We start from the raw sequence: 19654 nt of genomic DNA, 5'->3' as shown, positions 1-19654 counted from the left end.
CGCCTTGGGAGAAGCTGGTAATATATATGTATATGTTAATCGAGACGGAAAAACTATGAGCCAGCACGACGCCCCCAACGGCCACGATGATGAAATCGAATGGGTCAGTAAAAGCGAGATGAAGCGGGAAAGCCGCGCCCTGCAAAAACTGGGGGAGTCGCTGGTCAAGCTTCAGCCTCACGAACTGGCCAAGGTGCCACTGGATGAAGATTTGCTGGAAGCCATAGAGCTGGCACACAAGCTTCACAACAAGCGGGAAGGTCTGCGCCGCCACATGTCGTATATCGGCAAGCTGATGCGCACCCGGGACGTCACCGATATCCAGAAAGCATTGGCAGGCTTCGAGCACAAAAGTGCCGTCGCCAATGCCCATTTCCATAAGCTGGAGTTATGGCGTGACCGGCTGATCAAGGAAGGCGACAAGGGTGTGAACGCGTTGCTGGCGGAGCACCGCAACCTGGATCGGCAAAAGCTGCGCCAGCTCGCGCGTCAGGGCCGCAAGGAACTGGCCGCCGGTCTGCCCCCCCAGGCCTACCGCGAGCTGTTCCAGTATCTGAAACAGACCCTGGGCTCAGACCCTTCGTAATTCTGCCACACCGGGACGAAGATACAGACAGCACAACGGGAGCCTGGGCTCCCGTTGTTATTAATAGGCTCATTCAGCGGTTAAAAACACATACCCGCCGGTTTTTTACCCATTTTACGTAACTTGGCACATTCACGGGCATCAACACCGTCGCCCCTGCTTGCCATTTCCTGCACTACAGGCTGCTGCACATTTAGCACCGAACCGGCCTGAGCCGGCATCAACATCAACCCTAGAACAGAGGCAAAGGCTATCGATAGCAATGTTTTCATCATTATCGCCTCCAGTTTGCTTCCACGCATTCACGTGACTCAGCAAACATTAGACACCGCATCGCCCCCGAATCGCACAGAAAAAAACCGTTAACCTGTAGTTAATAATCAGGTCAATAATCAATCAGAGAGCTTACTGAGTACCACCCACCGTCATTCGATCCAGCTTGAGGGTCGGCTGACCGACGCCCACCGGTACGCTCTGGCCTTCCTTGCCACACACACCTACACCGGCATCCAGCGCCAGATCGTTACCGACCATGGACACCTGGCTCATGGCCTCGGGACCATTGCCGATCAGGGTGGCGCCCTTGATTGGCGCGGTCAGCTTGCCGTCTTCGATGAGATAGGCCTCGGAGGCGGAAAACACGAAGCGCCCGGAGGTAATATCCACCTGACCACCGCCGAAGTTGGGCGCATAGATGCCCTTCTTCACGCTGCGGATGATCTCTTCCGGCGGTGTCTCGCCCGGCAACATATAGGTGTTGGTCATGCGCGGCATGGGCAGGTGAGCATAAGACTCCCGCCGGCCGTTGCCGGTGGGCGCCACGCCCATCAGCCGGGCATTGAGCTTGTCCTGCATGTAGCCCTTGAGCGTGCCGTTTTCGATCAATACGTTATAAGCGCTTTCGGTACCTTCATCGTCGATGGTCAGCGAGCCGCGGCGGTTGGCCAGGGTGCCGTCATCCACTATGGTGCACAGGCTGGAGGCAACCTGCTCGCCGATACGACCGGCATAGGCAGACGAGCCCTTGCGGTTGAAGTCGCCTTCCAGTCCGTGTCCCACCGCCTCGTGCAGCAAGACACCGGGCCAGCCGGCGCCCAGCACCACCGGCATGGTGCCGGCCGGAGCGTCTATCGCTTCCAGATTGACCAGCGCCTGCCGCACCGCTTCTTTCACATAGCTCATGGCCCTGGGCTGGCCGTCCAGCTCTTCCAGAAAATAGTCGTAGCCGACCCGGCCGCCGCCACCGCTGCCACCCCGTTCGCGCCGCCCTTTGCGCTCCACCAGCACCGAACAGTTCAGCCGCACCAGAGGGCGTAAATCGGTGGCCAGGGTGCCGTCGGTCGCCATCACCAGTATCTCTTCATACACACCGGAAATGGAGGCAATCACCTGAGTGACCGCCGGATCCAGGCTGCGGGCGAAGGCATCCATCTGCTGCAACAGGGCAATCTTCTGCTCCCGGGTCAGGGTATCGAGCGGGTTGAGACCAAAATAACGCGGCGCAATGGCGCGCTCGCGGCCAATCTGGAAGCGACCATCGCCGCCCTGCTCGGCAATGCCCCGGGCGGCGCTCACCGCCTGATCGAGCGCCGTTGCCGTTAGTTCGTCGGAGTAGGCGAAACCGGTCTTTTCACCGCTGACCGCCCGCACGCCTACCCCCTGCTCTATGTTGTAGCTGCCATCCTTGACGATGCCGTCTTCCAGCACCCAGGACTCGTGCACGCTGTTCTGAAAATAGAGATCGGCAAAATCGATCTGATGCCGGCTCAGTCGGGCCAGCTGGGCGTCCAGCAGCGCCATATCCAGTTCGTTCGGGATCAGCAGGCTGCGATTAATCTGTTCAATACTCATGCTTGTCTCTCCAAACCGCGCTCAGGCGGGCATGTTGTGCAACCGGCATCTGACGGCGAATGCGTGACAGTCGTTCCGGATCCAGCGGGGCGACCACCAGCCCCTCGCCCTTGGGCAGGCAGGCCTGAACCTCGCCCCAGGGATCGAGAATCACCGAATGGCCCCAGGTCTGTCGTTGGCCCTGTTCGCCATAGAGGCCCGCCGCCAGCACATAACACTGGTTTTCGATGGCGCGGGCCTGTAACAAGGGCAGCCAGTGCGCCTGACCGGTGACCCGGGTAAAGGCCGCCGGCACCATCAGGATCTCGGCGCCCCGTTCACGCAACGCCCGGTATAACTCGGGAAAACGTAAATCATAACAGATAGACAACCCCAGACGCCCGAAGGGACTGTCGATCACACACAGTTCGTCGCCGGGCGCATAGGTGGCCGACTCCCGATAGCTCCCCTGATCATCGGCCACATCCACATCGAACAGGTGCAGCTTGTGATAATGACCCATTCGCTCGCCCCGATCGTTATAGACCAGACTGGTGGCGTGCAGCCGTTCGCTGCCCTCGATACGGGTCGGCATGGAGCCGACTACCAGCCAGATGCCCAGTTCGCGGGCCCATTGACTGAACCGGGCCTGTATCGGGCCTTCGCCCAGCGGCTCGGCCAGCTGCCGCGCCGCCGCCTTGCTGCCAAACACCACGGCATTTTCCGGCAGTTGCACCAGCAAGGGACGCGTCGACGGTAATTGCTCCAGCCAGCTTTCCAGCCTGGCCCGGTTTTCCGGCCAGTCGGGCCCGGCCGTTATCTGTATCGCAACCAGTTCCATGGCGTACTCCTTATTCGTTACCGGGCACGGCGACCCGTTTTCGCTCCCGTCCCAGCTCGGTCACCCTGGGCCGTTCCAAAGGGCCCTCTACTCGGTAGCGAATGCGGGTAAACACATCCACCACCGGGCCCAGCACCTTGGACAGCGCCAGCACGTAAAGCCCGGTCACCGGGGTGACCGCAAAGGCCGCCAGCACCGGCAGGTTGCCGGTGAGATTGGGTGTAAACTCCAGACGATAATCGAGCAGCTCCGCCGCCAGATCCACCCGTCCGCCGCCGCGCAGGTTACCGGCTGCCCCATCAAGGGCCAAATCGTCGTTCTGTAATACCCCGTTGTGCAGCGCGCCGCTGGCGCTGATACGATCAAAATAGAAACCCTGCTCGAACACGTCACGAAAGTCCAGCCTTAGCCGACGCAATACCGACTCCATGCTCAGTACCGACAACAGACCGGCGCCCCTGTCGTTCACTTCGCGCAATACACCGGCATCGGTGTCGGCTTTCAGTTGACCGTTAAGACTGGCCAGATCCGGTCGCCAGGGTACATCCAGCCAGCGCAGTTGCCCTTCGAGTCGGGCCGGCGTTTCGCTGAACGGCGACTCTTTACCCAATGCCTGCCACAGCCGCTGCAACGATGAGGTGCTGCTTTGCCACTCCAGTCGGCTCAGGTTGCCGCTCTGATGCTGCAACCACTGGCCATGAGCCCGGGCCTGCAGCAGCGGGCCGTCAAGACTCAGTTCGGTCAGCTGCATCCCATTCTGTTCCGGCTGGGGGCGTAATTCAAAAGCCACCTTGCCCAACGCCAGCTGCTGCCAGCGGCAGTCGTCACAGCGAAACTGCACGGCCGGCAGCCGGCCGGGGGTTACCCCGTCTGGCACAGCAGCGGATTTTACTGTTGATACAGCGCTTGGCGCACTCGCATTCGGCGTCAGCCAGAGTCGCCTGAACTGCGCCTGCACCGGCTGATTATCACCCCAGCTCAGGGTGCCATCCGCCTGCTCGGCGGTCACATTCAGCTGCTGTCGCTGCCTCTCCGCCGGGCCAATCGACAACCTAAGCTGGTTAAGGGGATACTGCCAGAGCCGGGCCCGACTGGCCTGCACCGACACCCGGTAAGAGGTCGGCCAGGTAATTCGGGGGCTGGCACCCGGCGGCAAGGAAGCATTGGAGCGGGAAGACGCCGGTTGTGCATCCCTTAACAGCACCAGCCAGTCATCCAGCGGTAAGTCCGCTACCCGCACCGCGATATCCAGTGGTGCCCGAGGCAGAGTGGGCTGAACGCCGGCCCCGGCCGACAACCACAGCCGCTGCACCCTGGCACCGTTCGGCCCGAACCCCACCCCGGCCAGCCCTCTAATCTGCTCACCCAGGGTCAGCTCAATCCGCGCCTGCTGACCATCCCCCGTCAGCTCGAGCTGACTGGGCCAGGCTTGGTTGCCGGCCTTGTTCAACGGCGACGGCAGGCGGCTGGTCAGCCCTTGCAGCGCCGAGTCGGCCTGAAAGCGATAATCCAGCTTGCCTCCCTCCGCCAGCGTCAGCTTGAGTTTGCCGCGCCAGTCGGCCGCGCCGTCCAGCGCCTGCAGCGGCGGGTAAGCTCGCGCCAGCGCGGCGGCCTGCAGCCGCCCCCGCATGTCGATACCTACCTCGTAGCCGGCGGCAGTCTGCTGCCCGCGGTAATCCAGCTGCAGCGGTTGTCCGTTCCAGTTGGCCTCCATGCCCTCGAAACGGGTCTGCCGCTCATCGAACAGCAGGCGGCCACTCACCTGATCGAGCGGCAGATCCAGCGGTTTGACCCGTACCCGATTGCGTGCAAAGTCGACCTGGCCCGCTACCGCCACCGGGCCGCCGTGCAAGGGAATGGCCAGCGCCAGCCGCCCCGTCAGCGGGCCCGTCACCTGCACCTGCTCCAGAGTGGTCCCGACCGAGGCCGCCAGAGCTGAATCCTGCAGATAGGCGGTGACCGCCTCACCGGCGCCTGCAATGTCGGCACTGAGTTCCAGTTTGGCCGCCTTGTTCAGCGGCACTATGCGCGCATCGATGGCGCGGGCATTTACCGCGCCCAGGCGCCCTTCCGGCCCCCGCATGTAGAGGCCATCATTTTCAAACAGCAAATCCAGGCTGAGATCGGTCAGCGGTTGCCAGTGGGGATCGAAGCGAAATTCGGCCTGGCGCAGCGGCACCCGGGCCTGAAAAATACCGCTGTCATCGTGATAGGGAAACCCGGTGAGTCGCCCGTACCAGAGCACTTCGGCACCCTCGGCCTGGCCGCCACGAATGGCCCCCTGCAGATAGTTCACCAGGCGTGAGCCCATCAATGGTTCGGGAAAATAACTGAAGGCCCGTTCGGCTCGCAAGACATTCACCCGCGCCGAGGTACTGAGCAGAGGTGCGCCCCGGCTCGGCAACTGCAGGCTGAACCAGCCCTGCAGCGCCAGGTCGGCGGTATTCACTTCCAGTTCATCGCTCCACAGCAGCCAGCCGTCCGGCTGCTTTTGCCAGCGCAACCCGGTCGACAAACGCTGCATCGGCCAGGGCTCGCGAAAGGCACCATCGTAGACCCAGTCGGCCGCCGCTTGCTGGTTCAGGCTCAACTGGCCATGATCGGCGGCCAGCAAAAAATCACCGTTGAGACCCCGGGTTTGCGGTGTCCACTCGAAGGCACTGGTGCTGACGTCTTCCAGCTCGCCCTGCCAGCGCCAGTCGTCACCGGAGGCGGCGGAGGAAAAATAGAGATTGGCAAGATGGCCGCGGGGGGCAATGCCGGCCAGCTGACGGGCACTGGTCGGCCAGAAGCTTTCGCCCCACTGGGCCAGCAGGGCCAGGTCGGTAAAGGTCAGTCGATCCAGATAACCGTGCAATCGATCCTGCTGCCGGTCCAGCTGAAGAGACCAGCTCGGCCAGGCATCGCCGTCGACGCTGATATCGACATCGCTGCTGGCGAGCTGCCAGCCGGCATCGGTCGGTTGCCACTGCAACCGGCCGCCATCCACCAACACCTGATGATCATCGCCCCAGCGCAACCGGTTTTCACCCAGTTCCAGCACCCCGGCGCTGAGCCGGCCCTGCTGCCATTCCAGCCATAATTCGAAGTCGAGATCGGCGCTCACCGATGAATCGGCGGGGCGAATACGGGAAAGGACGACGGAGGCATCGACGTCATCGGCATGCAGATAAATACCGCCGTCGAGTCGGTCAACCGGTCCGGTGAAACGGCTGCTGAGGCGCACCTGTTGCTCGGCGTCGGGACCAAAGCCCAGACGGCCCCGCCCCTGATGCAAACCGGGCGCATTCTGCCAGTGCAGAGCGGGAAGATGCAGCTCGAACAGGTCCTGCTGCGGTGTGGTCACCACCAGCAGGGCATCGTTGAGGGAAAAGCGTTCCACTCCCTCGAGCGCCAGCTGCGGTAGCCAGCTCAGGTCGGGAGGCTGGACGGCATTCTGCTCGCCGCTCAGATTCAGCGGCAAACGGAGGCCATCCAGGGTCAGTTCATTCAGTACCGGCCGCCACTGACGCAGACTTTGCCATAACTGCACACTCACCAGGGCGCGCCGCAGGGTGATGGCCGGCGCATCCTGCGGGTGCAGGCTGACCTCGTTCACCACCAGTACCGGGCCGTAATCCTGCCAGCTCAACCCCAGGCGGCCCACTTCCAGCGTCAAATGCTGCTCACTCGACAGCCGGTCCAGCCATTGTTGCTGCCAGCCGGCCAGCCAGGGTGAGCCAAAGCGCAACAGGGTCACCAGCACCGCCAGCAGGACCGCCGTTGCCGCCAGCCCCAGCCAGGCCCAGCTCAAGCCCCGCCTGAACAGCACAGACACTACATCATCACCACGTCGAACTGCTCCTGGTTATACAGGGGTTCGCTGCTCACCTTGACCTGTTTGCCGATAAACACTTCCAGCTCGGCCAGCATGTGGGACTCGTCTTCCTGCAGGGCGGACGCCACCGCCAATGAGGCATAGACCACAAACTTGTCGGCGTCATATGCCTTGTTGACCCGGGTTATCTCGCGCAGTATTTCGTAGCTGACGGTTTCCACCGTTTTGACTCTGGCCCGGCCATTACACTCGGGACAGGCGCCGCAGAGCACGTGCTCCAGGCTTTCGCGGGTGCGCTTGCGGGTCATCTCCACCAGCCCGAGCTGGGAAAAACCGTTGACGTTGGTCTTGGCCCTGTCCCTCGACAGCGCCAGTCCCAGGCTGTGCAGCACCCGCCGTTTGTGATCCTCATCGTACATATCGATGAAGTCGATGATGATGATACCGCCCAGATTGCGCAGCCGCAGCTGGCGGGCAATGGCCTGGGTGGCTTCGGTATTGGTATTGAAAATGGTTTCTTCGAGATTGCGGTGGCCGACGAAGGCCCCGGTGTTGATGTCGACCGTGGTCATGGCCTCGGTCTGATCGATGATCAGGTAACCGCCGGACTTGAGTTCGACCTTGCGATCCAGCGCGCGCTGAATTTCATTTTCCACGTCATAAAGGTCGAAAATCGGCGAACTGCCGTGATAATACTCGATTTTACCGGACAGTTCGGGTACGAATTCCTCGACAAAGGTGCACAGTGTCTCGTAGGTGGCGCGCGAGTCGACCCGAATCCGATCCAGCTCGGCACCGACGAAGTCCCGCACGATGCGACAGGCCAGCCCCAGATCTTCATACAGCATGGAGCAGGACCGGTATTTGCCACGTCGCTCCAGAATCTTGCGCCACAACCGCTTGAGAAAGGCGGCATCCTGCGCCAGTTCATTCTCGCCGATGCCTTCGGCGGCGGTGCGGATAATGTAGCCACCCTGTTCGTCGACGTAACCGCCCACTATCTGCTTGAGCCGCTCCCGCTCCTGCTCCGAGTCGATACGCTGGGACACCCCCACATAGGCGCTGCCCGGCATGAACACCAGATAGCGGGAGGGTAGCGTGATATCGGTGGTCAGGCGCGCGCCCTTGGTACCCAGGGGATCCTTGACCACCTGCACCATGATGTCCTGGCCCTGACGAACCAGCTCGGCGATGTTGCCGGCCTGAAAATGCGCCTGCTCCCTGGTGTCTACGCATTCGGTATGGGGCACTATATCGGAAGCATGCAGAAACGCCGCCCGCTCGCCGCCAATATCGACAAAGGCCGCCTGCATACCGGGCAGTACCCGACTGACCTTGCCTTTGTAGATATTGCCGACGATGCCCCGTCGGGCCTGACGCTCCACATGCACTTCCTGCAGAATACCGTTTTCCACCAGTGCCACCCGGGTTTCCGCGGGGGTCATATTGATTATCAGTTCTGCAGACATGCGAGCTCCGCCCATAGGTGAATAAAATGGCCTCTAAACTACCATAGAATGGCGGACAGATAAGGGATCAGCCCAACAAAACCCCACCCCGGCGCAACAGGGCTTCGGTTTCCACCAATGGCAAACCGACCACGGCGCTGTAACTGCCGTTGATGCGGGACACGAAACGCCCGCCCAGCCCCTGAATACCGTAACCGCCGGCCTTGTCGGTCGGCTTTTCCAGCACATCGCCATCCAGCACCACTATGGTATCGCCGGCCAGCACCGGCAGGGGCCGCGCCGCCATGGCGGCGCCGGCGGTAGCCTTGTCCCGGGCCAGGCGCTGCACATAGTCGACCGCCGTTTCCGTGGGCCGACGCTGCTCTTCGACCCGAGGCAGGACCAGCTCGAACGGCACCTCCAGCTGAGACAGCAGTTCACGGCGACGGGGCGAGGCGGAAGCAAGGTAAAGCAGAGGGGACATGAAAAGACTCACGACAGGGCGAATTGCCGCCGGCATTTGCGCAGCAGCAGAAAAATCCAGGGCCAGAACACCATGCTGCTGACGATGGACCAGAAATAGTGGTAATCGAGCTGTATATCCCGGTTTACGTAGGCGGCCCAGAAAATCAGCACTTTATTTAAAATCGCCAGGGCGCCAACCACGAAGGCCTGCTGCCAGACCGAATAGTTGCGCATACGCTGAAACTGGGACGCGGCCAGATACACGGGGATCACCAGCGCCAGCGCATGCACGCCCAGCACGGAGCCGAGCAGCAGATCCAGCATCAGACCGGAGAAAAAGGCGGTACCCACGTTGGCCCGGTGCGGCAGGGCTATGGTCCAGTAAATCAGCGTGACCAGCAGCCAGTCGGGACGAAAGGGGGCGATCAGCTCCGGCAGCGGCAAAATGGACAGGATCAGCGCCAGCAGCAGGCTGATACCAATCACCAGCCGCCCTTTCAGGGAAAAGCTTCTCATCGACGTCATTGCGGGGCTCCTTCTGCCGCCGACGAGGCCACGGCGTCATCCACATCGATGACCTGGGGCTCCGGCCACAGCAGCAGCAGGTAACGCACCCGATCGAGGGCGGCAAACGGTTTTACCCGAATATCGGCAAAGGGCTGACCTTCTTCGTAGCCGACCCGGCTGACCCGCCCGACCGGATAGCCTTCGGGAAAACGCCCCGCCAGGCCGGAGCTGAGCAGCACATCCCCTTCGCGGATATCGGTGTTACGGGTAATGTTGTGCAACAACAGCCGATCGAGCTGGCCACTGCCACTGGCGATGGCCCTGATGTCGTTACGCGCCACCCGCACCGGTATGCCATGGCTGGTGTCGGTGATCAGCAGTACCCGGCTGGTGGTCTTGCCCACCGAAATCACCTGCCCGACCACGCCCTGTTCATTGAGCACCGGCTGGCCTTCAAATACCCCGACCAGGCTGCCTTTGTCGATCACCACCTGATGAGAGAAGGGATCCGTGTCCACCGCCATGATCTCCGCCACCATGCGGCGGGTATCGAAGCGCACCGGCGAGCCGAGCAAATCTCGCAGGCGCTGGTTTTCCTGCTCCAGGTGACGCAGCCGCAGCAGATCGTCACGCAGCAAAAACAGTTCCTGCTCCATGCGCTGGGACTGGGCCAGCAGAGACTGGCGCGACATCAGCTGACTGGAGGCGGAGTCGAGCAGCAATCGCGGGCTGTTGGCCACATACTGCAGCGGGCTGACCAGCGAGTTGAGATAGACCTTGGCCTCGGTAAAGCTGTGGTAGCGGCTGTCGGCGATGATCAGGACCAAAGAGGCCACCACCGCCAGTGCCAGGCGGATAGGGAGGGAGGGGCCACGACCGAAAATCGGTTTCATAAGAGAATGGACAGGCCGGTTATTCCGGCCCCGTTATCAATCGTAATGGAACAGATCTCCGCCGTGCATGTCGATCATTTCCAGCGCCTTGCCGCCGCCACGGGCAACACAGGTCATGGGATCATCGGCCACCACTACGGGAATGCCGGTTTCTTCCATCAGCAAGCGGTCCAGATCGCGCAGCAGGGCGCCACCGCCGGTCAGTACCATGCCCCGTTCGGAAATATCGGACGCCAGTTCGGGCGGTGACTGCTCCAGCGCCACCATCACGGCGCTGACGATGCCGGAAAGCGGCTCTTGCAGCGCTTCCAGAATCTCGTTGGAGTTCAGGGTAAAGCTGCGGGGAACCCCTTCGGCCAGGTTGCGGCCGCGCACTTCGATTTCCAGTACTTCATCACCCGGATAGGCCGAGCCCACCGCATGCTTGATGCGTTCGGCGGTGGCTTCACCAATCAGCGAGCCATAGTTACGGCGCACATAATTGATGATGGACTCGTCGAAACGATCGCCGCCCACCCGTACCGACTGGGAATACACCACGCCGTTAAGGGAGATGATGGCCACTTCGGTGGTACCACCACCGATGTCCACCACCATGGAGCCGGTGGCTTCGGAGACCGGCAGGCCGGCACCGATGGCGGCGGCCATGGGTTCGTCGATCAGATAAACCTCGCGAGCGCCGGCACCCAACGCCGATTCCTTGATGGCCCGGCGTTCTACCTGGGTAGAGCCGCAAGGCACACACACCAGCACGCGCGGGCTGGGGCGAAAGAAATTGTTGTCGTGCACCTGCTTGATAAAATGCTGCAGCATTTTCTCGGTGACATAAAAATCGGCAATCACACCGTCTTTCATCGGACGGATGGCGGCGATATTGCCGGGAGTCCGTCCCAGCATCTGTTTGGCGGCATGGCCTACGGCGGCAACACTCTGGGCCGAACCGGATCTTTCCTGGCGAATGGCCACGACAGAAGGCTCGTTCAGAACAATGCCCTGATCTTTCACGTAGATGAGGGTGTTGGCCGTTCCCAGGTCGATCGAAAGATCGTTGGAAAACATGCCTCTTAGCTTTTTAAACATATGCTGAAGGGGATCCTGGAATTGAAAAACCGGAAAGTGCGGCTAACTTTATCAACGCAACCGGTTACAGGCAAGGAGCACGCACAGCTAAAGCCGCCCCACCAATGGGGTTAGCTTGAATAAAGGGATAAGTTCCTTACACTTGCATTCTCATTCCTGTGGTAATCATTTTCGTGTCCGATCCTTTCTGCTGGCAACAGCTGTACCAACGGCAGCCTCCCTCGCCACTACAACGCCTTCACCACCCCCTGCTGGAGCATCATAGGCTGATCCTGTGGATCAAGCGCGATGACCTGTTGCACCCGTTAATCTCGGGCAACAAGTGGCGCAAACTGAAGTACATACTGCGCCAGGCATTGTCGGAGCAGGCCTCCGGAATACTGAGTTTTGGCGGCGCCTATTCCAATCATCTGCACGCCCTGGCCGCCGCCGGCCACCGGCTGGGCCTGCCCACCATCGGCGTGGTGCGCGGCGAGCCTAACAGCAGCAACCCTACCCTTGAGGACGCCCGCCGCTGGGGCATGACACTGGAATTTGTCGACCGGCAGCAATACCGCTGCCGTCAGGACGCCGACTGGCTGGCCGAGCTGGCCCGGCGCCATCCCGGTTATCTCATCGTTCCCGAAGGCGGCAGTTGCCCCCGGGCCTTGCCCGGAGTGGCCGAATTATGGCACGAACTGGGGCCGGAACTGCCCGGGCTGGATGAACTGATATTGCCGGTGGCCAGCGGCGGTACCCTGGCGGGCCTGCTGTCGGCTCGCCCGGCCAACATTCGAGTGCACGGTTATGCGGTATTGAAGGGGGCCGGCTGGCTGGCCGAAGAGGTATGCCGGCTGTATCCGCCGGCGGCGCAGGATAATGGTTGGCAACTCGAACTGGGCCACCACGGTGGCGGCTATGCCAAGAGCCCGGCCACCGACAAAACGGCCATCGCCGCGCTGGCAGAGCGGCTCAGGGTGCCGCTGGAGCCTATCTACAGCGGCAAGGCGATGCTGGGGCTGTTTCGGGATATCGAAGCCGGCCGCTATGCCGCCGGCAGCCGGCTGTTGTTTGTGCATACCGGTGGCATGCAGGGCGCACGCGGTACCTTATAGCAGTTGAAATCGTTCCGGGCGGGAGAAGAAGTATCCCTGACCGGCATACACTCCCAGCTGATGCAGGCATTCCCATTCGGCTTCGGTTTCAACGCCCACCGCAATCACTCGGGTTCGACTGCCGACGCTGTTGCCGACCAGGCTTCTGACCGCCATCTGGTTGACCGGTTTGCGGTTGATGTCCCGCACCAGGCTGGGGTGCAGCTTGAGATAGTCCAGGGCGTAATCCTTGATATATTGCGCACTCACCACATCCTGCCCCGCATGATCCACCGCCAGACTACAGCCCAGCGCCTTGAGCGCACGCAGCGGCTTGCCCAACACCTGAAAATGCCGGCTCACCTGGGCTTCCGACAGCTCGATCACCAGCCCGTTGAGTTGCACCTTGGGCAGTTGAATCAGTTCAAATATCAACCAGCGATGAAAGCCGCTATTCAGCAGGCTGGCCGCGGAAACATTGAGCGCCAGAGGCGCACGGCGATCGCTTTCCTGCAACAGGGTCAGGGTGCGCAACACCATGGCACAATCCAGATCCTTCAACAGGCCGCATTTTTCCGCCATCGGCAAAAAATGCCCGGCCGACAGCTCTCTCCCCTGCTCGTCATGAATGCGGGCCAGCAGCTCATACATGATGGGCTCCTGCTCCGGCCCGGCATAGATACCCTGCCGGTCAAGCCGCACCCTGTCCTGCTCCAGCTGACGCCCCAGCAGAGTGCGCCAGCGTACCGTTCCCTTGCCGCTGCTCTCTTCGGTCACGCCCTTGTAATACATGAAGTAACCATCACCGCCCTGCAAGCCGGCGCTGCGCAGCGCCAGCTCGGCTTCTTCTTCCACCTGCGACAGCACTTCACCACAGCGAAAACAGACGCCGCCGATAAACAGCGCTGGCTCTCGTACCGCATCCGGCCAGTGCAGGCGGCGCAGCAGTTTCATCACCTGACGGGCCGCTTCCTGCGCTTCGCTTTCCACCAGGTTGGGAAACAGCAACGCGAAGATATTGCCGGTATAACGCGCCTGCAGGGCACCGGGATAACGGCGGATGAGGTGGCCCAGATAAACGGAAGCAGAGGTCAGCAATTCGTCACCCCGTTCATATCCCAGGCGGTAGTTGATGTGTTCCAGATCCTGCAGCTCCACCAGCAACAGCGCCCCGGAGTGACTGGACGGATCATTGAGTGCCGCTTCCAGCCGGTTATCGAAAAACACCCGATTGCCGATACCGATGGTTTTGTCCACAAACACATTGGCCCGCATAAAGGTATCGAACCGGCTGCGCTCCTTGCCCGCCTCCTTCAACTCACACAACAGCTTATCCAGCGCCTGACTGGCCTGATGTGGCCATTCTTCCTGCGGGTTATGCTGCAACATGCCGAGTTTGCCTTCGAGGATCAGCTGGCCACGTAAATCGAGCAACTCGGCCCCCCTAAGTTGTCGTCGAAACCAGCGCAGGCTGAACAGCAGGCCGACAAAGACCAGAATAATGGCGGCAGTCACCCCGGACAGTGCAGCCAGAGAGTGATCGATGTCATAAAAAGGGGGCCGTAGTACCAGGTGCACCTTCAAGCCCGGATGCGCACCCAGTTCATGCCAGTACTCCAGCGACAGCTCATTGGCCGACAAGGGAGTATCGGACTGGTAGCGATACAGGGGGGTCGACTGCTTCTGCACCGCGAATTCGATGATGTCGTTGACATCAAGCAGCGCCGGCAGCCAGCGATCGATGCTTTCCTGTTGCTCGGCACCACTTTGCCAGCCCTCGTCGACCAGACGCACCACCGAATCGACTTGTCGCTGCTGGTAGGCGACGCCCATCTGATAGAAGCTGATCCCGGCTCCCACCAGAACCATCAGCACGGCCGCCAGAATGCACATGGTGATGGTGGCAATAAACTGATTGGTAAATCTCATTAAGGTTCCCTGACTGACTCCGGCTGATTCCGGCGTTCCTTCCCTGGTGTTCCGTTATCGTGAGCCTGTCGTCCAGCTCGAGACAGAAAATGCGAGTCATTCTCGTAGCCCAATCTGAAAGATAAGGCTTTTCGGCCATTATCGCCAGAACAACTGCTAATAAAAAGCCCCTGATTACAGGGGCTTATCTGGCATTCTTGACGAATTACCCCTTAGAACGGGATATCGTCATCGAAGTCCATCGGCGGTTCGTTGTAAACCGGTGCCTGATTCTGCGGCTGGCTCTGAGGCTTGCTGGCCGCCGGCTTGTTTTGCTGGCCGTACTGGGGTTGCCCCTGCGGCGCCGCCTGCTGCTGGCCGCCCTGCTGCTGACCCCAGTTACCCTGACCACCCTGGGTTTGACCGCCTTGCTGCTGGCCACCTTGTTGCTGACCCCAGCCGCCCTGGCCGCCACCTTGCTGACCACCGCCCTGAGGACGTCCGCCCAGCATCTGCATGGTACCGCCGATATCGACCACGATTTCGGTGGTGTAGCGATCCTGACCGTCCTGCCCCTGCCACTTGCGCGTCTGCAAACGACCTTCCACATAGACCTGGGAGCCTTTGCGCAGATATTCACCGGCAATTTCGGCCAGCTTGCCGAAGAACACCACCCGGTGCCATTCGGTACGCTCTTTCTGCTCGCCGGTCTGCTTGTCGCGCCAGGTTTCGCTGGTGGCCAGGGTAATATTGGCCACGGCGTTACCGTTGGGCATGTAACGCACTTCCGGGTCCTGGCCCAGGTGGCCGATCAGAATAACTTTATTGATGCCTCTATTGGCCATAACTCGCTCCGTACTCACAGGTTGATCAGGCGCCGGGCCTGATCCAGTTCAAAAATATTGCCGTCTACCTTCAGGTAGGCGGACCCCTCTTCGGGGATAATCAAGGCTTCATGCACGCCGGGCAGGGCCATCAGCCGCTGCAACAGCTGCTCGCGCCGATCATGACTTTCTATATTAACACCGATGGACAGGATATGAGACCGAACCTTGCTGACATTGGTCATGCCCGCCGCCAGCCAGAACCACACCGCCATGCAGGCCGCCACCAGCACAAACACGCCGCTGCCGCCAAGTTGTTGAAACAACAGACCACCCAGCACACCGCCGAGAAAGGCACCAAAGAACTGGCTGGTGGAATAAATGCCCATGGCGGTGCCCTTGGCGCCCGCCGGGGCCAGCATCGACAAAAACGCCGGTAACGAGGCTTCCATGAAATTGAAGGCGGTAAAATACAGCACCATCGCCAGCGCCAACAGCCAGATCTGGCCCTTGCCCACCGCCATCAGCAACAGGGCGACCATCATCACCAGAATGGAGGCCTGAAACAGCTGCTTGTTCATGTTGCGCCGCGCGCCGAGGATCAGAAAAGGCACTATCAGCAAGAAAGACAACAGCAAGGCGGGCAGATACAGCCACCAGTGATGCTCTGCCGCCAAGCCGGCGTCGAGCAGGGTCAGCGGAAAGGCCACGAACACCGCGGTCAGGGTCAGGTGCAACAGCATGATGCCGAAGTCCAGCCGCAGCAATTGTCGATCTTTCAGCAAGCGGCCGAACAGCTCGGGCGCGGCGGTCACATCACGGATCTGGCCGCGATGGGCCGACTCCGGCAGCAGAAAGCGCACCATCAGAATACCCACCAGCGCCAGCAGTGCCGTGGTCCAGAATACGCCCGACAAACCGAAAAATGACGCCAGTACCGGCCCCAGCACCATGGCGATGGCGAAGGAAATGCCGATACAGACCCCGATGATGGCCATGGCCCTGGTGCGGTTTTCTTCCCGGGTGATATCGGCGGCCAGCGCCAGAATGGCCCCGGCAATGGCACCGGAGCCCTGCAATACCCGGCCGACGGCCACGCCGTACACCGAGTCGGACAAGGCCGCGACTGCAGAACCCAGGGCAAACAGCGCCAAACCGGCATAGATCACCGGCTTGCGGCCGATGCGGTCCGACAGCCAGCCGGCGGGAATCTGCAACACCGCCTGGGTCAGGCCATAGATACCGATGACGATGCCGACCCACAAGGGCGAAAAGCCAATCAGGTCCTTACCATACAAGGCAAATACCGGCATGATCATAAACAAACCGAGCATCCGCATGCCGAAAATGCCCGCCAGGGTAAACGAGGCCCGCCGTTCGCGGGGGCTGAAGCCTTGCTCGTCGCTCATGGATATTCTTCCGTCGTTAACAGGATCAAAAAGAGACCTAGTTTAGCACGGGGACACTGGCGGATTAATCCTTATTGTCCCTTGGCTGGCTATTCATCCAGTGCCATACTAGCCGGTCGAATTTACACCAAGGTAATGCTGCAGATGGATAAAATCGAAGTTCGCGGGGCCAGAACCCACAACCTGAAAAACATCAGCCTGGACCTGCCCCGGGACAAACTTATCGTGATCACCGGTCTGTCCGGCTCGGGTAAATCGTCCCTCGCCTTCGATACTCTCTACGCCGAGGGCCAGCGCCGCTACGTGGAGTCGCTTTCCGCCTACGCCCGCCAGTTTCTCTCGCTGATGGAAAAACCGGATGTGGACCATATTGAAGGGTTGTCACCGGCCATCTCCATCGAGCAGAAGTCGACCTCCCACAATCCGCGATCCACCGTCGGCACCATTACCGAAATCTACGACTATCTGCGGTTGCTGTTTGCCCGCGTCGGCGAGCCCCGCTGCCCGACCCATTCGCTGCCGCTGGCGGCCCAGACCATCAGCCAGATGGTGGACAAGGTCATGGAGCAACCGGAGGGGGCACGGCTGATGCTGCTGGCGCCTGTGATCCGCAACCGCAAGGGCGAGCACAGCAAGCTGCTCGACAACCTGTCCGCCCAGGGCTTTATTCGTGCCCGGATCGACGGCGAGGTTTGCGATCTGTCGGATCCGCCCACCCTGGAACTGCAGAAGAAACACAGCATCGAAGTGGTGGTGGATCGTTTCAAGGTACGCGAGGATCTGCAGCTGCGGCTGGCGGAATCGTTCGAGACGGCGCTGGAGCTGTCCGGCGGCATCGCCTCCGTGGTGTCGATGGACGACGCCGATGATCCCGGCCTGGTGTTTTCCGCCAACTTCGCCTGCCCCGAGTGTGGCTATTCCATTGCCGAACTGGAGCCGCGCATCTTCTCGTTCAACAACCCGGCCGGTGCCTGCGACAGCTGCGACGGCCTGGGCGTGCAGCAGATCGTCGATCCCGACAAGGTGATCAGCAATCCGGAGCTGAGCCTGTCCGGCGGCGCCATTCGTGGCTGGGACAAACGCAGCTATTACTACTATCAGATGCTCAAGTCCCTGGCCGAACACTACGACTTCGACCTCGAGGTGCCCTATCAGGAGCTGCCGCAGTCGATACAGCAGGCGGTACTGTACGGCTCGGGCCGCACCAGCATCGAATTCAAGTACATGAACGACCGCGGCGATGTGCTGGTGCGCAAGCATCCGTTTGAAGGCATATTGCACAACATGGAGCGCCGCTACCGGGAAACCGAGTCCAATTCGGTGCGCGAAGAACTGGCCAAGTATCAGAGCCACCGTGCCTGTCCCGGTTGCAGCGGCACCCGCCTGAAAGAAGGCCCGCGCAATGTGTTTGTGGCCGGCCATACCCTGCCCCAGGTCGCCGACATGGCCATCGGCGAGGCCCACGCCTTCTTCACCGGCATGGAGCTGACCGGACAGAAGGCGCAAATTGCCGACAAGATCTTCAAGGAAATCGTGGCCCGGCTGGGCTTTCTGGTCAACGTCGGCCTCAACTACCTGACCCTGTCGCGCAGCGCCGACACCCTGTCCGGCGGCGAGGCCCAGCGTATTCGGCTGGCCAGCCAGATTGGCGCCGGCCTGGTGGGGGTCATGTATGTACTGGATGAGCCCAGCATCGGCCTGCACCAACGCGATAACGAGCGACTGCTGTCGACCCTGACCCACCTGCGGGATCTGGGCAACACCGTGATCGTGGTAGAGCACGACGAAGACGCCATTCGCGCCGCCGACCATGTACTGGACATAGGCCCCGGCGCCGGCGTGCACGGCGGCGACATCGTGGCCCAGGGCACCCCGGCCGAGGTGATGGCCAACCCGGACTCGCTCACCGGTGCCTACCTGTCGGGCCGGGAGAGTATTGCCATTCCCGACCAGCGCACTCCGGTCGGTGAACACTGGCTAACGCTGAGCGGCGCCCGTGGCAACAACCTGCAGAACGTCGAACTGAAGTTGCCGTTGGGGCTGATGACCTGTATCACCGGCGTGTCCGGCTCGGGCAAGTCGACGCTGGTTAACAACACTCTGTTTCCCATCGCCCACCGGGAGCTGAACAAGGCCACCGTCAGCCAGCCCGCCCCCTACGACCGCATCGAGGGCATGGACAAGCTGGACAAGGTGGTGGATATCGATCAGAGCCCCATCGGCCGCACGCCCCGTTCCAACCCGGCTACCTATACCGGTATTTTCACCCCGATTCGCGAGCTGTTTGCCGCTACCCATGAAGCCCGCTCCCGGGGTTACAAGCCGGGTCGCTTCTCGTTCAACGTCAAGGGCGGCCGCTGTGAGGCCTGCCAGGGCGATGGCCTGATCAAGGTGGAGATGCACTTTCTGCCCGACGTCTATGTGCCCTGCGATGTGTGCAAGAGCAAACGCTACAACCGGGAAACCCTGGAGATTAAATACAAGGGGCTGAGCATCCACGAGGTGCTGGACATGACGGTAGAGGAAGCCAGTGACTTCTTCGCCCCGGTGCCGGCCATTTCCCGCAAGCTGCAAACCCTGATGGATGTGGGCCTGTCCTACATTCGGCTGGGTCAGTCGGCCACCACCCTGTCCGGCGGCGAGGCCCAGCGGGTCAAGCTGGCCAAGGAGCTGTCCAAGCGCGACACCGGTCAGACCCTCTATATTCTGGACGAGCCCACCACAGGCCTGCATTTTCACGATATTCAGCTGTTGCTGACGGTGCTGCACCGGCTGCGTGATCACGGCAATACGGTGGTGATCATCGAGCACAACCTGGACGTGGTTAAAACCGCCGACTGGATCGTCGACATGGGGCCGGAAGGCGGCAGCGGCGGTGGCCAGATCCTGGTTACCGGCACTCCCGAACAGGTGGCGGAACACAAAGAGTCGCACACAGCTCGCTTTTTACGGCCTATGCTGAAAGGGCGCTAA

The 19654-nt window shown here is 61.1% G+C and carries 15 protein-coding genes; 3 read left to right on the top strand and 12 right to left on the bottom strand.

The genetic code is table 11. The features are described 5' to 3' along the window. Positions 1 to 55: 55 nt before the first annotated feature. On the top strand, positions 56 to 586 hold the full coding sequence (yjgA, locus tag Q0753_RS11725) for a ribosome biogenesis factor YjgA (RefSeq protein ID WP_298720984.1): 531 nt from the start codon (positions 56 to 58) through the stop codon (positions 584 to 586). 80 nt (positions 587 to 666) lie between these two features. Here the strand turns inward: yjgA and Q0753_RS11720 are convergent, their stop codons facing one another. The 9 genes from Q0753_RS11720 to Q0753_RS11680 form a co-directional block, all read right to left on the bottom strand. Continuing rightward, entirely contained in the window at positions 667 to 861 is a 195-nt protein-coding gene (locus Q0753_RS11720; RefSeq protein WP_298720981.1) for a hypothetical protein, read from the bottom strand. Positions 862 to 991: 130 nt separating this feature from the next. After that, positions 992 to 2437, bottom strand: a complete 1446-nt coding sequence (tldD, locus tag Q0753_RS11715; protein WP_298720975.1) for a metalloprotease TldD — start codon at positions 2435 to 2437, stop codon at positions 992 to 994. Continuing rightward, entirely contained in the window at positions 2427 to 3257 is an 831-nt protein-coding gene (locus tag Q0753_RS11710; RefSeq protein WP_298720972.1) for a carbon-nitrogen hydrolase family protein, read from the bottom strand. Before Q0753_RS11710 ends, tldD begins: the two co-directional genes overlap by 11 nt. Before the next feature lie 10 nt (positions 3258 to 3267). Then, entirely contained in the window at positions 3268 to 7050 is a 3783-nt protein-coding gene (locus Q0753_RS11705) for a YhdP family protein (protein ID WP_298720969.1), read from the bottom strand. 23 nt (positions 7051 to 7073) lie between these two features. Then, the gene (gene rng, locus Q0753_RS11700) at positions 7074 to 8543 is read right to left on the bottom strand and encodes a ribonuclease G (RefSeq protein ID WP_298720966.1); all 1470 of its coding nucleotides are present in this window, start codon (positions 8541 to 8543) and stop codon (positions 7074 to 7076) included. Between the two features lie 67 nt (positions 8544 to 8610). Continuing rightward, entirely contained in the window at positions 8611 to 9006 is a 396-nt protein-coding gene (locus Q0753_RS11695; RefSeq protein WP_298720964.1) for a nucleoside triphosphate pyrophosphatase, read from the bottom strand. Between the two features lie 8 nt (positions 9007 to 9014). After that, positions 9015 to 9503 carry a rod shape-determining protein MreD gene (mreD, locus tag Q0753_RS11690; RefSeq protein ID WP_298721198.1) on the bottom strand — a complete coding sequence of 163 codons (489 nt, stop codon included), beginning with the start codon at positions 9501 to 9503 and terminating at the stop codon, positions 9015 to 9017. A 5-nt stretch (positions 9504 to 9508) separates the two neighbouring features. Continuing rightward, a complete protein-coding gene (gene mreC / locus Q0753_RS11685) occupies positions 9509 to 10387 on the bottom strand; it encodes a rod shape-determining protein MreC (RefSeq protein ID WP_298720961.1) in 879 nt (292 codons plus the stop codon). Positions 10388 to 10423: 36 nt separating this feature from the next. Further along, positions 10424 to 11467 (bottom strand): rod shape-determining protein, encoded by a 1044-nt coding sequence (locus Q0753_RS11680; protein WP_104486893.1) that lies wholly within the window; start codon positions 11465 to 11467, stop codon positions 10424 to 10426. Between the two features lie 173 nt (positions 11468 to 11640). Between Q0753_RS11680 and Q0753_RS11675 the strand changes: the two genes are divergently transcribed. Further along, a complete protein-coding gene (locus Q0753_RS11675) occupies positions 11641 to 12561 on the top strand; it encodes a 1-aminocyclopropane-1-carboxylate deaminase/D-cysteine desulfhydrase (protein WP_298720947.1) in 921 nt (306 codons plus the stop codon). On the opposite strand, the gene Q0753_RS11670 is transcribed toward Q0753_RS11675, so the two are convergent. The 3 genes from Q0753_RS11670 to Q0753_RS11660 all read right to left on the bottom strand — a co-directional run bounded on the left by Q0753_RS11670 (position 12556) and on the right by Q0753_RS11660 (position 16681). Continuing rightward, the gene (locus tag Q0753_RS11670) at positions 12556 to 14469 is read right to left on the bottom strand and encodes an EAL domain-containing protein (protein WP_298720944.1); all 1914 of its coding nucleotides are present in this window, start codon (positions 14467 to 14469) and stop codon (positions 12556 to 12558) included. The two genes, Q0753_RS11675 and Q0753_RS11670, sit on opposite strands and share 6 nt — an antisense overlap. A gap of 212 nt (positions 14470 to 14681) precedes the next feature. Continuing rightward, a complete protein-coding gene (gene ssb / locus Q0753_RS11665) occupies positions 14682 to 15293 on the bottom strand; it encodes a single-stranded DNA-binding protein (RefSeq protein WP_298720942.1) in 612 nt (203 codons plus the stop codon). 14 nt (positions 15294 to 15307) lie between these two features. Next, on the bottom strand, positions 15308 to 16681 hold the full coding sequence (locus Q0753_RS11660; RefSeq protein WP_298720939.1) for an MFS transporter: 1374 nt from the start codon (positions 16679 to 16681) through the stop codon (positions 15308 to 15310). 144 nt (positions 16682 to 16825) lie between these two features. Between Q0753_RS11660 and uvrA the strand changes: the two genes are divergently transcribed. Then, positions 16826 to 19654 (top strand): excinuclease ABC subunit UvrA, encoded by a 2829-nt coding sequence (gene uvrA, locus Q0753_RS11655; RefSeq protein WP_298720936.1) that lies wholly within the window; start codon positions 16826 to 16828, stop codon positions 19652 to 19654.

The sequence above is a fragment of the uncultured Oceanisphaera sp. genome (genome assembly GCF_947495715.1).
Classification (GTDB): Bacteria; Pseudomonadota; Gammaproteobacteria; order Enterobacterales; family Aeromonadaceae; genus Oceanimonas; species Oceanimonas sediminis.
This window is presented reverse-complemented; position numbering and strand designations above follow the sequence as displayed.